The organism is Streptomyces sp. NPDC050121, from assembly GCF_044460385.1.
In the GTDB taxonomy this organism is placed as follows: Bacteria; Actinomycetota; Actinomycetes; order Streptomycetales; family Streptomycetaceae; genus Streptomyces; species Streptomyces soliscabiei.
In genome coordinates this window covers 62,481-76,207 of the sequence record NZ_JBITJV010000023.1, presented here as the reverse complement: position 1 = coordinate 76,207, position 13,727 = coordinate 62,481, and the positions used below count along the sequence as shown (strand labels likewise).

The window sequence follows — 13,727 nt, the reverse complement described above, 5'->3', positions numbered from 1 at the left end:
CTATCGGCCCGCACCGACATCCTCGCCGGGCCCTTGCGCAGGGTTTACCTGCCCGACCGGTCCCCCGGGGTCGCCGCCGGCGCCCTCTTCCCCCGTCAACAGGCGCTCCAACGCGGCACGATCGGGCAGACCCTCCGGTCGTACGACGTCACCGGTGCGCACGTACAGGAACGCCGCTGTGACGGATTCCACGGGCACCCCCTGCTGCTCGGCCCAGGCGAGCCGGTAGAGGGCGAGCTGGAGAGGGTCGGCGGTGCGGGCTCGGTGCGTCTTCCAGTCGACGATGTCGTACGTCGCCGCGTCGCCGTCGCCCTCCTTGTAGACGGCGTCGATACGGCCCCTCACGACGCGGCCGGCGAGGGCGAGCTGGAAGGGGGTCTCGACGCGGTAGGGCGTGCGGTGGGCGTACTCGGTGCGTTCGAACGCTTCCTTGAGGGCTTCCAGGTCCCGTTCGTCGGCGATCTCGGCGTCGGTGGTCTCGGCGTCGCCGCCGGGCAGCTCGTCCGGTTCCAGCAGGGGGAGCGTCAACGCCTCGAAGCGGGCCTCCACCCAAGCGTGGAACCGGGTGCCCCGGCGCGCGGCCGGTTGCGGGGGGCGCGGCATGGGGCGCGCGAGTTCCTGCGCGAGACCGTCCGGGTCGGCGGCCAGACGCAGCACCTGCGAGGCGGTCAGGGTCGTCGGCAGGCGGACGTCCGTGACGCTCCGGCGGGCGCGCAGAAGCTCGCCTGCCAGCGCGTCGAGGTCGCGGTCCCAGGAGCCGACGGTGCGGGCTTCCTCGGGGGTGAGGGAGCTCCGGCGCGGGTGGGCGGCGCGGGGGCGCGCGACGGGGGGTTTCGGGGCCGTGGCCTGGTGCGGGACGGCGGGGCGGTCTGCGGTCCACTCGTCCCAGTCGCCGGGGTCGTCCTCGAAGGCGTCGTCCTCGAAGGGAGCGGCCTCGTCGTAGGGCGGCTCGTCGCCGTGGGCGAGCTCGTCCTCGCCGGGTGGTGCGGGCCAGTCCGGGTCGTCGTAGGTGTCGGGATCGTGGGTGGCGGTGGGGCCGTCGCCGGGCGAGGCGAGGTCGTGCAGGTGGGCGAGGACGGTCTCGGCGGCGGCGCGACGGCGGGCCAGGGCGGTGTCGTCCAGGGGGAGCGGCCAGACCTGGTCGGCGCTCGCGCGGTGCAGGGTGGGATTCTCCTCGTCCTCCTCCGGCTCGTCCGCCCAGGCCTCGATCTCGCCGTGTCCGGCCGCGCAGTGGTCGTGGAGGGCCTGGAGGAAGTCGGAGGGGCCGCGGGGTTTCTTCTGGGTGGAGCCCCACCAGTGGCCGGAGCCGAGCAGCAGGGAGCGGGGGCGGGTGAAGGTGACGTAGCCGAGGCGGAGTTCCTCGGTGTGCTGGTGGTCCTTCATGGCCTCGTGGAAGGCCTTCATGCCCCGTGCGTCCCAGGAGTCGAGGTCGGGGAGCGTGTCGGCGTCGCCGCGCAGTTCGTGCGGCAACACCTTGGCCTGCGCGGTCCACTTCTCTCGGCCCTGGCCGCTGGGGAAGGTGCCGCTGACCAGGCCGGGTACGGCGACGACGTCCCACTCCAGGCCCTTGGACTTGTGCGCGGTGAGCACCTTGACGGTGTTCTCGCCGCCGGGGAGGGCGTTGTCGAGGCCCTTCTCGTACTGGGCGGCGGTGCGCAGGAAGCCGAGGAAGGCGAGCAGGCTCGCCTCGTTCTCGCCTGCGGCGAAGGAGGCGGCGATGTCGAGGAAGTTGGACAGGGTCTCGCGGCGGCGGGCTGCCAGGGCGTGTGGGGACGCCGACAGTTCGACCTCGAGGCCGGTGACGGCGAGGACGCGGTGCAGGACGTCCATCAGGGGGTCGGCCAGGGAGCGGCGCAGGTCGCGCAGTTCGGTGGCGAGCCGGGCGAACCGCACGCGCGCGTCCGGCGAGAAGGGCAGTCCGTCGTCCTCCCCCGCTCCGTCCGCGCCGTATAGGGGCGACTCCAGGAACGTGTCGAGGGCGTCCGCGAGCGATATCACCTCGGACGGGTCGACTCCCTCGACGGCCTCGGCGAGGCGGCGGTCCGGGTCGTCGTCGCCGTCGCCGCGCGCGTGGCTGACGAGCAGTCGGGCCCGTCGGCCCAGGAGGGCGAGGTCGCGGGGGCCGATGCGCCAGCGCGGGCCGGTCAGCAGCCGCACCAGGGAGGCGTTGGCGCCGGGATCCTGCAGCACCTCGCAGACGGCGACGAGGTCGGCGACCTCGGGCAGGTGCAGCAGCCCGGACAGGCCCACGACCTCGACGGGGACGTCCCGGGCCACCAGCGCGCCCTGGATCTGCGCGAAGTCGGTGGCCGTGCGGCACAGGACGGCGATCTCACCGGGCGGCGTGCCCGTGCGCACGAGATGGGCGACGGAGTCGGCGATCCAGTCCATCTCCTCGGCGTGGGTGGCCAGGAGGGCACAGCGGACCACTCCGTCGCGTTCGGCGCCGGGGGCCGGGCGCAGCGCCTCCACGCCCGCGTGCAGGGCGCGCAGCGGCTCGGCCATGCCGTTGGCGAGGTCCAGGAGGCGGCCGCCGCTGCGGCGGTTCTCGCTGAGCGAGTGGCGCCGCGCCCTGCTTCCGTCGGTGTGTGCGAAGTGCTCGGGGAAGTCGTCGAGGTTGGCCACGGAGGCGCCGCGCCAGCCGTAGATGGCCTGGCAGGGGTCGCCGACGGCCGTCACGGGATGGCCGGTGCCGCCGCCGAACAGGCCGGCCAGGAGGATGCGCTGGGCGACGGAGGTGTCCTGGTACTCGTCGAGGAGGACGACGCGGAACTCGTCGCGCAGGATCGGGCCCACTTCGGGGACCTGGCCGAGCCGGGCCGCCATGGCGATCTGGTCGCCGAAGTCGAGCAGGTCGCGCTCGCGCTTGGCGGCCCGGTAGCGCAGCACCAGGTCGGCCAGCTCGCGCCGCGCGGCGGCGGTCTCGGGGACCTTGCGCAGGTCGGCGTTGGTGAGCTTGGCGCCCTCCAGGGTGCGCAGCAGCCCGGCGTCCCACGCGCGCAGGTCCTCGGGCCGGACGAGGTGTTCGGCGAGTTCGGCGTCGAGCGCGAGGAGGTCGCTGATCAGGTCGGCGAAGGAGCGGGTGAGCGAGGGGTAGGGGCCGGGGGCTTCGCGCAGCACGCGCGCGGCGAGCTGGTAGCGGGTGGCGTCGGCGAGCAGGCGGGAGGTGGGCTCCAGGCCGATGCGCAGGCCGTGGTCGCTCAGCAGACGGCCCGCGAAGGCGTGGTAGGTGGAGATCACCGGCTCGCCGGGCGGGTTGTCGGGGTCGATGACGTCGGGGTCGGTGACGCCCGCCTTGAGCAGGGCCTTGCGGACGCGTTCGGCGAGTTCTCCGGCGGCCTTGTTGGTGAAGGTCAGGCCGAGGACCTGCTCAGGGGCGACCTGGCCGGTGCCGACCAGCCACACCACGCGGGCGGCCATCACCGTCGTCTTGCCCGATCCGGCGCCGGCCACGATCACCTGCGGGGCGGGCGGCGCGGTGATGCAGGCCGTCTGCTCCGGGGTGAAGGGGATCCCGAGGAGCTCCTTGAGCTGCTCGGGATCGCTGATACGGGCGGGCATGGGGAGAGGCTAACCGCGGGCACTGACAGCCGAGGACCCGGCGGTCACTCCACGACGTGCCGTCCCTCGGGCCGGGCGCTGCACGAGGCACGGAACGCGCAGTGGGTGCACTGCTGGCCGGCGGTCGGCGTGAACCGTTCGTCGAGGACCTTGCCTGCCGCCGTGGCGAGCAGGTCGCCGACCCACTCCCCCGCCGCGCCCTCAAGGGCTTCCTGCGCCTGCACCTTGGGCAGGCGCTCGCCCCCGTCGCGCTTGGCGGCGCCCTGGCGCAGCTGGACGAGTTCGGCGCCGCCCGGTGCAGGCCGTACGCCGTCGAAGGCCTCGTCGACGGCGCCTTCGCGGACGGCGAGCTGGTACACGGCGAGCTGGGGGTGGCGTTCCACCTCGCGGGCGGTCGGCGCCTGCTTGCCGGTCTTGAAGTCGACGACATAGGCGCGGCCCTCGCCGTCCGCCTCGACGCGGTCCATCTGGCCGCGGATGCGGACCTCGTAGTCGCCCGCTTCGAGGGTGACGTCGAAGTCGTGCTCGCTGGCGACCGGGGTGCGGCCCGTGCGGTCCATCACATGCCACTTCAGGAAGCGTTCGAGTGCCGCACGCGCGTGTGCCTTCTCCTGCGCGGACTTCCACGGAGCGTCGAAGGCGAGGGCGTTCCACACGGAGTCGAGGCGCTCCATGAGGACGTCGAGGTCGGCGGGGGTGTGCCCGGAGGCGACCTCGTCGGCGAGGACGTGCACGACGTTGCCGAAGCCCTGGGCGGCGGTGGCCGGGGCGTCGGCCTTCACCTCACGGCCCAGGAACCACTGCAGGGCGCAGGTGTTGGCGAGCTGGTCGAGGGCGCTGCCGGACAGCACGACGGGCTGGTCTCGGTTGCGCAGCGGAACCTTGCTCTCGGTCGGCTCGAACATGCCCCACCAACGGTAGGGGTGGGCGGACGGCACCAGGGGCCTGCCGTCCTCGTCGGCGAGCGCGGCCAGCCGGGCCAGGCGGCGGGCGGCGGCCTCCCTGAGGGTGGCGGAGGCGCGTGGGTCGACCGTCGTGGCACGCAGTTCGGCGACCAGCGCGGCGACCGACAGGGGGCGGCGCGGACGGCCCGTGACGTCCTTGGGTTCGACGCCGAGTTCGGTCAGGAAACGGGAGGGCTGGTCGCCGTCGTCGGCGGGCGCCTTGACGGCGGTGACGACGAGCCGCTCCCGCGCGCGTGTGGCGGCGACGTAGAACAGGCGGCGTTCCTCGGCGAGCAGCGCGCCCGGGGTGAGCGGCTCGGCGAGTCCGTCGCGGCCGATGCGGTCGGCCTCCAGGAGGGAGCCGCGGCGCCGCAGGTCCGGCCACAGGCCCTCCTGGACGCCTGCCACGACGACCAGGCTCCACTCCAGGCCCTTGGCGCGGTGGGCGGTCATCAGGCGTACGGCGTCGGGGCGCACGGCACGCCGGGTGAGGGTGTCGGCGGCGATGTCCTCGGCCTCGATCTCGGCCAGGAAGTTCAGGGCGCCCCGGCCGCCGGTGCGCTCCTCCGCGCGCGCGGCGGTGGCGAACAGTGCGCACACGGCGTCCAGGTCCCGGTCGGCGTTGCGGCCGGCCGCCCCGCCGCGCCGGGCCGCCCGTTCCAGGCGCGCAGGCCAGGGTGTGCCGTCCCAGAGGTCCCACAGGGCCTCCTCGGCCGTGCCGCCGCGCGCGAGGCGCTCACGGGCCGTCGCCAGCAGCGCGCCCAGGCGCTGGGCGCCGCGCGCGTACGTCGGGTCGTGGGCGACCAGCCGCTCGGGCTCGGCCAGGGCGCGTGCGAGCAGTTCGTCGGAGGGCGGCGGCAACGGGTTGCCCGCGGCGCGCTCCTCCTCGCGCAGGGCGCGTCCGAGTCGGCGCAGATCGGCGGCGTCCATGCCGGCGAGGGGTGAGGTGAGGAGCGTGAGGGCGGTTTCGGTGTCCAGCAGGCACGGAGCGTCGGCCCGGACGTCGTCGGAGTCCTCCTGCGGCCGTACGGACGCCTCCGCGACCGCCCGCAGGGCCGTCAGCAGGGGGGCCACCGCCGGTTCGTGACGCAGGGGGAGGTCGTCGCCGTCGATGTCGAGGGGGACGCCCGCGGCGGTGAGGGCGCGGCGGACCGTCGGGATCGTGCGGGAGCCCGCGCGCACCAGGACGGCCATCTCGCCCCAGGGCACGCCGTCCTCCAGGTGCGCTCGGCGCAGGATGTCGGCGACGTTGTCCAGCTCGGTGCCGGGCGTCGGGTACGTGTAGACCTCGACGCGGCCCCCATCGCGTGCGGCGGCCAGTTCACGGTGGGCGCGGACCTTCTCGGCCGGCAGGCGGGTCAGGGGCATCCGCCGGGTCAGCAGCCGGGTTGCGGCCAGCAGGGCCGCGCCTGAGCGGCAGGAGGTGCGCAGGACCTCGACGGGAGCCGGACGGCCGTCGGGGCGGGGGAAGGCCTGCGGGAAGTCCAGGATGCCGTTCACGTCGGCGCCCCGGAAGGTGTAGATCGACTGGTCGGGGTCGCCGAAGGCGACCAGGGTGCGGCCGCCGCCGGCCAGGGCGTGCAGCAGGCGCACCTGGGCGGGATCGGTGTCCTGGTACTCGTCGACGAACACGGCGTCGTACTGGGCGGCGAGCCGCTCGGCGGCCTCGGGGCGGTGGGCGAGGAGGACCGCGCGGTGCACGAGTTCCGCGTAGTCGATCACGCCGTGCAGGTCGAGCACGTCGAGGTACTCGGCGAGGAAGGCGGCCGCGGCACGCCAGTCGGGGCGGCCGATGCGGTGGGCGAACGCGTCCAGGGCCACGGGGTCGAGGCCCAGTTCGCGGCTGCGGGCGATGACCGCGCGGACCTCGTCGGCGAAGCCGCGGGTGGTGAGGCAGGCGCGCAGTTCGTCCGGCCAGCGCACATGCGCGAGGCCGAGCCGTTGCAGGTCGAGCTGTCCGGCGAGCAGCTCGCGGACGGCCACGTCCTGCTCGGGGCCGGACAGCAGCCGCAGGGGTTCCACGAACAGGTCCGCGTCCTGGTGGGCGCGGATCAGGGCGTAGCAGTAGGAGTGGAAGGTGGTCGCCTGGGGCGCGCGGGCGGCGCCCATGCGAAGCGCCATCCGGTCCCGCAGCTCGACAGCCGCCTTGCGGCTGAACGTGAGGACCAGCACGCGCGCGGGATCTGCGCCACGAGCGATCCGGGCCGCCACGGACTCGACGAGCGTGGTCGTCTTCCCGGTGCCCGGACCTGCGAGAACGAGCAGCGGGCCGGACCCGTGGTCAACCACGGAGCGCTGGGCGGCGTCCAGACAAGGGGGACCCACCCGGGCCGGCGGGGTATGCACCAGTCGGTAAGCGCCACGGTTCCCCTGTCGCCCCTGGGGGTGCGACAGGCGCCTGGTGGAGGAAGAGGAGCTCACGTGGTTCGCCGGTCCTGGTGGGTGTGCTGGTTGGCCGGGGGCCGCCTTCTGCGCCCCGCGCCCCTCGAACGTACGTCATGCCACCGACGTGCCCGGTTTCGCCGGTTTCCCTCGTACGGGCCCAAGGCTCCCCTCAGGCGCCTCCGATGGCGGAAGCTGTCAGGTGTGACCTTCCGTGCGTTCGCCGCCGTCCCACCGCGCCCGCCTCATGTCGAGGCGCGGCACATGGCCCTCGGCGGCCCTGCTCGCCTGCTTCAGGGGCGTGCCCTCGGCGCGGTAGTGGTCCAGCGCCCGCAGTTCGTGCCCGGGCAGGAGCACCCCGTCCGCGCGCACGACACGCCACCACGGGACAGCGCCCCCGTAGAGGGCCATCACACGTCCGACCTGTCGGGGGCCGCCCTCCTCGAGCCATTCGGCGACGTCCCCGTACGTCATGACCCGCCCGGGCGGGATCAGCTCCGTGACCTCGAGGACCCGCTCGGCGTACTCCGGCAGCGCGTCCGTGTACTCCGGGCGGGCGTCGTCCGGAAGGCTCTGCTCGCTCATCCGCCCCATCCTGCCCCACCCCACCGACAATGCGACGAGCCCGCGACCCCGGGTGACCCTCGCCCCCGGGCGGCGCTTCGGGCAGACTGTGCGCCCCCGCATTTGCACCCTGATGCCCCCGTGTGTCGGTGGGGCATGCCACCATCGTGCGAGCGGTGACCGGTGATACGAGATCAAGAAGAGACGATGAAGCAGCAGGGTGTGCAGCCTGAGGGCGCGGAGGACGCCTCCGAGGCCGCGTCGCGCCCTGGCATCGCCGAACAACCGCAGGGCCGGGAAGCACGGGAAGAACAGACACCGGAAGAGGTGCACATCGACGAGGTCGAGGGCGACGAACCGCTGCTCCCCGCGCGCGTGCACCGCCCTTCCGACCTCATGCGGCTGCTGGTCGGCGTGCTCGCCGTCATCCTGCTCCTGGCCATCGCCGCGTTCGCACACGGAACGACCTCTGGGCTCGAACAGGACATCAACAAGGGCACCGGGCAGGCCCCCGATCTCCTCATCAAGATCGCCGGTCTGGCGTCCAGCATCGCGATCCTGCTGGTGCCGGTCGCGTTCGCGATCGAACGGCTGATCAAACGGGACGGGCTGCGCATCGCCGACGGTGTGCTCGCCGCGGTCCTCGCCCACGGTGTGACCCTCGCCACCGACCTATGGGTCGCGAAGGCCGCGCCGGACTCGATCCAGGAGGCCCTCACCCAGCCCTCCCCCGGCGACATCCACGCCCTCACCGACCCGGTGCACGGCTACCTCGCGCCCGTCATCGCGTACATGACGGCCGTCGGCATGTCCCGTCGGCCGCGCTGGCGCTCGGTGCTGTGGATCGTGCTGCTCCTCGACGCCTTCTCGATGCTCGTCACCGGCTACACGACACCGTTCTCGATCATCCTCACCGTGCTGATCGGCTGGACGGTGGCCTACGGCACGCTGTACGCGGTCGGCTCGCCGAACGTGCGCCCCACAGGGCGGACGCTGATGGCGGGCCTGCGCCACGTCGGCTTCCGCCCGGTGAGCGCGGCCCGCGAGGACAGCCCGGACGCGGCGGAGGGCGACCGCGGCCGACGCTATTTCGTCACCCTGGAGGACGGTCCGCCGCTGGACGTCACGGTCGTCGACCGGGAACAGCAGGCCCAGGGGTTCTTCTACCGGGCATGGCGCAATCTGACCCTGCGCGGCTTCGCCACCCGCAGCAGCCTGCAGTCGCTGCGCCAGGCGCTGGAGCAGGAGGCGCTGCTCGCCTACGCGGCCATCGCGGCCGGCGCCAACGCGCCGAAGCTGATCGCGACCTCCGAACTCGGCCCCGACGCGGTGATACTCGTCTACGAGCACACCGGCGGCCGCACGCTCGACTCGCTGGCGGACGAGGAGATCACCGACGACCTGCTGCGCAACACCTGGCGCCAGGTGCGGTCCTTGCAGTCGCGGCGCATCGCGCACCGTCGGCTCGCGGGTGACGCGATACTGGTGGATCGTTCCGGCACGGTGATCCTCACCGATCTGCGCGGCGGCGAGATCGCGGCCGGCGATCTGCTGCTGCGGATGGACGTCGCCCAGTTGGTGACGACGCTCGGCCTGCGGGTGGGCGCGGAACGGGCGGTGGCCTCCGCGGTGGGCGTGCTCGGACCGGACGCGGTCGCGGACTGTCTGCCGATGCTCCAGCCCATCGCACTGACCCGCTCCACGCGCGCGACGCTGCGCCGACTGGCACGCGAGCGTGCGCAGCGCGAACGCGAGGCGGTCCTGGAGGCCTCTCAGCAGGCCAAGCAGGCCCGCCTGGAGGCAACCGGCGACGACATCGAGACCGTCGCCCCGGAGAGACCCGACAAGAAGGCCGTCCGCGCGGAGGCGCGGGCCGAGAAGCGGGCCATCGACGAGGCGCTGGAGGGGGCACGCGAGGAGGACCTGCTGACGCAGATCCGGCACCAGGTGCTGCTGATCCGGCCCCAGGCACCGGTGGAGCCGGCCCGCCTGGAGCGGGTACGGCCGCGCACCCTGATGAGCTTCATCGCCGGAGCCATCGGTGCGTACTTCCTGCTGACGCAGCTCACCCACATCGAGTTCGGTCCGCTCGTCGCCAACGCCGAGTGGGGCTGGGTCGCCGCGGCCGTGTTCTTCTCGGCGCTGAGCTACGTCGCCGCGGCGATGAGCCTGCTGGGGTTCGTGCCGGAGCGGGTGCCGTTCCCGCGGACCGTGGCCGCGCAGGTCGCCGGGTCGTTCGTGAAGATCGTGGCCCCGGCCGCGGTCGGCGGGGTCGCCCTCAACACGCGCTTCCTGCAGCGCGCCGGGGTGCGGCCCGGCCTCGCGGTGGCCAGCGTCGGTGCCTCGCAGCTGTTCGGGCTCGGCTGCCACATCCTGATGCTGCTGTCGTTCGGCTACCTCACCGGCACCGAGAAGACGCCGTCACTGTCGCCGTCCCGCACGGTCATCGCGGGTCTGCTCACGGTGGCGGTGCTCGTGCTCGTGGTGACGTCGGTGCCGTTCCTGCGGAAGTTCGTCGTCACGCGCGTGAGGTCGCTGTTCGCGGGCGTCGTGCCGCGCATGCTGGACGTGCTGCAGCGGCCGCAGAAGCTGGTCACCGGCATCGGCGGCATGCTCCTGCTCACCGCCTGCTTCGTGATGTGCCTGGACGCGTCGATCCGCGCGTTCGGCGACGAGTCGACCTCGCTCAGCATCGCCAGCGTCGCCGTCGTCTTCCTCGCCGGCAACGCACTCGGCTCGGCCGCCCCGACGCCGGGCGGAGTCGGAGCCGTCGAGGCGACCCTGACGGTCGGTCTGATCGCGGTGGGACTGCCCAAGGAGGTAGCGGCTCCCGCGGTGCTGCTGTTCCGCCTGCTGACGCTGTGGCTGCCCGTGCTGCCGGGCTGGCTGGCCTTCAACCACCTGAGCCGCAAGGGCGCCCTGTAACAGGGCGTGAGCGCCCGTACCTCGTACGGCCCGCGCCCCGCGCGCGTGCCCGCGGGCGACCGCACGATGGGATCATGCCGAACCCGTCCCGCCTACGTGCCTCCGCCGTGACCGCCACCGCCCTTCTGCTGTCCTCGCTGGTGACGGGCTGCGGCGACGAGGCGCAGGACGGGGACCTGACGGCGCAGAAGCTGAGCTGGCAGGACTGCCCGGCGCCCTCTCCGGCCGAGGGCGGCGGCAGCGCCCCGTCCCCGCTGCCGGACGGCGACCAGTGGCAGTGCGCCACGATGAAGGCGCCCGTGGACTGGACCGACCCCAAGGGCGACACGATCGGCATCGCGCTGATCCGGGCCCGGGCGAGCGGCGACGCGAGCGGGCGGATCGGCTCACTGGTCTTCAACTTCGGCGGCCCCGGCGGCTCGGGCGTCTCCACCCTGCCCGCGTTCGGCGACGAATACGCGGCCCTGCGCACCCGCTACGACCTGGTGAGCTTCGACCCGCGCGGGGTCGGCCGCAGCGCCGGTGTGCGGTGCGAGAACGACCAGCAGCTCGACGTGTACTTCCAGCAGGACGCCACGCCCGACGACGCGGCCGAGCGCACCGCGCTGCTGGACAACACCAAGCACTTCAACGCGGCCTGCGAGAAGAACTCCGAGAAGATGCTGCCGCATGTGCGGACCACGGACGCGGCCCGCGACATGGACCTGATGCGCCAAGTCCTCGGCGACGCGAAGCTGCACTACTTCGGCATCTCCTACGGCACCGAACTGGGCGGCGTGTACGCCCACTTGTTCCCGAAGAACGTGGGGCGTGCCGTCTTCGACGCGGTCGTCGACCCGACGCAGACGTCCGAGCAGAGCTCGCTCGGGCAGGCCAGGGGATTCCAGCTCGCGCTCGACAACTTCGCCGAGGACTGCACGTCCAAGGCGGCGGCCTGCCCCGTCGGGGGCACCGCGCAGGACGTGAAGGACCGGATCGCCAGGTTCCTCAACGACCTGGACGGCAAGCCGATCCCGGGTATCTTCCCGCGCGAACTGACCCAGAGCGCCGCGACCAACGGCATCGCGCAGGCCCTGTACTCCAAGGACTTCTGGGAGTACCTCACCGAGGGCCTGGAGCAGGCCTACGCCGGGGACGGCAGGATTCTGCTGCTGCTGTCCGACCTGATGAACGGGCGCAGCGAGAACGGCGAGTACAGCAACATCACGGCCGCCAACGTCTCCATCAACTGCGCCGACGACAAGCCGCGTTACTCCACCGCCTACGTGGAGAAGAAGCTGCCGGAGTTCCGGGCCGCCTCCAGCCTGTTCGGCGACTTCCTGGCCTGGGGCATGGTCGGCTGCACCGACTGGGCCGTGCCGGGCGCGGCCGACCATCCGGACGTGAGCGCGCCAGGCTCGGCGCCGATCCTCGTCGTGGGCAACACCGGTGACCCGGCGACCCCGTACGAGGGGGCGCGGAAGATGGTGGAAGCGCTGGGCAAGGGCGTCGGGGTCAAGCTGACGTACAAGGGGCAGGGGCACGGCGCGTACGACAGCAAGAACAAGTGCGTGCGGGCGGCGGTGAACGGCTATCTGCTGAACGGCAAGACGCCGGCCGCGGGAACTGTCTGCTCCTGACCTCAAGCCTCCGACCTCTCCCACTTTCCGGAAAACCAGCAGGTCAAAAGGTTATCCACAGGCTCAGACGGTCAGGCTTGACTCCGCCTAATATGGCCTGACAGCCGTCCGCCGCTGAGTGCGGGCGGCCTGCGAGGGGGGACATGCACATGGCGCGATTTGTACGGTGGGCGGCGCTGGGGGCGGCCGCCGCGCTGCTGGGGGCAGGCTGCAGCAGCGGCACGTCGGACGGCGGCGAGGACGGTAAGGGCGGCTCGGCCGGCGCCCGCCCCTCGGCCGCCGCCTCCGGGGCAACGGCCACGGCGGCGGCCCCGCCCGCCGCCCTGACCGGGCAGAAGCTCGACTGGGGACGCTGCAAGGCCACCAAGGACTCCGCCGCACCGGACAGCGACTGGCAGTGCGCGACCCTGAAGGTGCCGCTGGACTGGTCGAAGCCGGATGGCAACACCATCGGCCTCGCCCTGGTGCGTGCCAAGTCCCGCGCCGGCGGAGGCGATCGGACCGGCTCGCTGCTGTTCAACTTCGGCGGCCCCGGCGGCTCGGGCGTATCGACGCTCCCCTCCTACGGCTCCGCGTTCTCCTCGCTCCGCGACCACTACGACCTGGTGAGCTGGGACCCGCGCGGCGTCGGCGCCAGCGAGGGCGTCCGCTGCCGCAGCGACAAGGACATCCAGACCGCCGAGTCCCTCGACTCCACCCCGGACACCCCGGCCGAGGAACAGGCCTACTTCCAGGACGCCACCGACTTCGGCAAGGGCTGTCAGAAGGCCGCGGGCGAACTGATGGCCCATGTGTCGACGACCGACACCGCCCGCGACATGGACCTGATGCGCCAGGTCCTCGGCGACGCGAGGATGCACTACTTCGGCATCTCCTACGGCACCGAACTGGGCGGCGTGTACGCCCACTTGTTCCCGAAGAACGTGGGACGGCTGATCCTCGACGCGGTCGTCGACCCGAGCGCCGACGCGGTGGGCCACGCGCAGAACCAGGCACGCGGCTTCCAGCGGGCGCTGAACGACTACCTCAAGTCGACGGGCCAGGACCCCGCGAAGGGCAGCAAGAAGATCGCCGACCTGCTCGACGGGATTGACGCCAAGCCGCTGCCCACGTCGGACGGGCGCAAGCTGACACAGACACTCGCGGTCACCGGCATCGTCCTGCCGCTGTACAGCAAGTCGGGCTGGCCGAGCCTGACCAGCGCTCTGAAGGCGGCCGAGGCCGGGGACGGCTCCGAGCTGCTGACGCTCGCCGACGGCTACAACGAGCGGGACACTTCGGGGCACTACGGCACGACCACCCACTCGCAACGGGTCATATCGTGCTTGGACGACAAGCAGCGGCCGACCGCCGAGGAGACGAAGAAGCTGCTGCCGGAGTTCGAGAGGATCTCGCCCGTGTTCGGGGACTTCCTCGGCTGGGACACGGCCGGTTGGTGCCACGACTGGCCGGTGGCCGGGCAGTACGACACCCCGGAGGTGAGCGCGGCCGGCGCGGCGCCGATCCTGCTGGTCGGCAACACCGGCGACCCGGCGACGCCGTACGAGGGCGCGCGGAAGATGGCGGACGAGCTGGGCCAGGGCGTCGGGGTACTGCTCACCTGGAAGGGCGAGGGGCACGGCGCGTACGGGAGCGGGAGCAGCTGCGTCGACTCGGCGGTGAACGCGTACCTGGTGAAGGGGACGGTGCCGAAGGACGGCACGGTCTGCTCATGACGGCGGCGGGGGCTTCG

Annotated in this window: 6 protein-coding genes; 3 read left to right on the top strand and 3 right to left on the bottom strand. The window is 72.9% G+C overall.

Features of this window, described 5'->3' with window-relative positions:
• The 3 genes from ACIBTS_RS30395 to ACIBTS_RS30385 all read right to left on the bottom strand — a co-directional run bounded on the left by ACIBTS_RS30395 (position 1) and on the right by ACIBTS_RS30385 (position 7,472).
• Positions 1-3,561 carry a UvrD-helicase domain-containing protein gene (locus ACIBTS_RS30395; RefSeq protein ID WP_399323559.1) on the bottom strand — a complete coding sequence of 1,187 codons (3,561 nt, stop codon included), beginning with the start codon at positions 3,559-3,561 and terminating at the stop codon, positions 1-3.
• A 44-nt stretch (positions 3,562-3,605) separates the two neighbouring features.
• A complete protein-coding gene (locus tag ACIBTS_RS30390) occupies positions 3,606-6,926 on the bottom strand; it encodes an ATP-dependent helicase (protein WP_399323557.1) in 3,321 nt (1,106 codons plus the stop codon).
• A gap of 159 nt (positions 6,927-7,085) precedes the next feature.
• On the bottom strand, positions 7,086-7,472 hold the full coding sequence (locus tag ACIBTS_RS30385; RefSeq protein ID WP_319345860.1) for an MGMT family protein: 387 nt from the start codon (positions 7,470-7,472) through the stop codon (positions 7,086-7,088).
• A 186-nt stretch (positions 7,473-7,658) separates the two neighbouring features.
• On the opposite strand from ACIBTS_RS30385, the gene ACIBTS_RS30380 reads away from it, so the two are divergent.
• The 3 genes from ACIBTS_RS30380 (at position 7,659) to ACIBTS_RS30370 (ending at position 13,710) form a co-directional block, all read left to right on the top strand.
• Complete coding sequence (locus ACIBTS_RS30380; RefSeq protein WP_319675350.1) at positions 7,659-10,376, top strand: lysylphosphatidylglycerol synthase transmembrane domain-containing protein; 2,718 nt, start codon at positions 7,659-7,661, stop codon at positions 10,374-10,376.
• A 74-nt stretch (positions 10,377-10,450) separates the two neighbouring features.
• Complete coding sequence (locus tag ACIBTS_RS30375; protein WP_399323555.1) at positions 10,451-11,995, top strand: alpha/beta hydrolase; 1,545 nt, start codon at positions 10,451-10,453, stop codon at positions 11,993-11,995.
• 149 nt (positions 11,996-12,144) lie between these two features.
• Positions 12,145-13,710, top strand: coding sequence for an alpha/beta hydrolase (locus ACIBTS_RS30370; protein ID WP_399323553.1), 1,566 nt, complete (start codon positions 12,145-12,147; stop codon positions 13,708-13,710).
• Positions 13,711-13,727: the final 17 nt, after the last annotated feature.

Bases quoted from the DNA above. Each gene is read 5' to 3' on its own strand.
- ACIBTS_RS30395 (WP_399323559.1), bottom strand. From the start codon at position 3,561: ATGCCCGCCCGTATCAGCGATCCCGAGCAGCTCAAGGAGCTCCTCGGG.
- ACIBTS_RS30385 (WP_319345860.1), bottom strand. From the start codon at position 7,472: ATGAGCGAGCAGAGCCTTCCGGACGACGCCCGCCCGGAGTACACGGAC.
- ACIBTS_RS30380 (WP_319675350.1), top strand. From the start codon at position 7,659: ATGAAGCAGCAGGGTGTGCAGCCTGAGGGCGCGGAGGACGCCTCCGAG.
- ACIBTS_RS30375 (WP_399323555.1), top strand. From the start codon at position 10,451: ATGCCGAACCCGTCCCGCCTACGTGCCTCCGCCGTGACCGCCACCGCC.
- ACIBTS_RS30370 (WP_399323553.1), top strand. From the start codon at position 12,145: ATGGCGCGATTTGTACGGTGGGCGGCGCTGGGGGCGGCCGCCGCGCTG.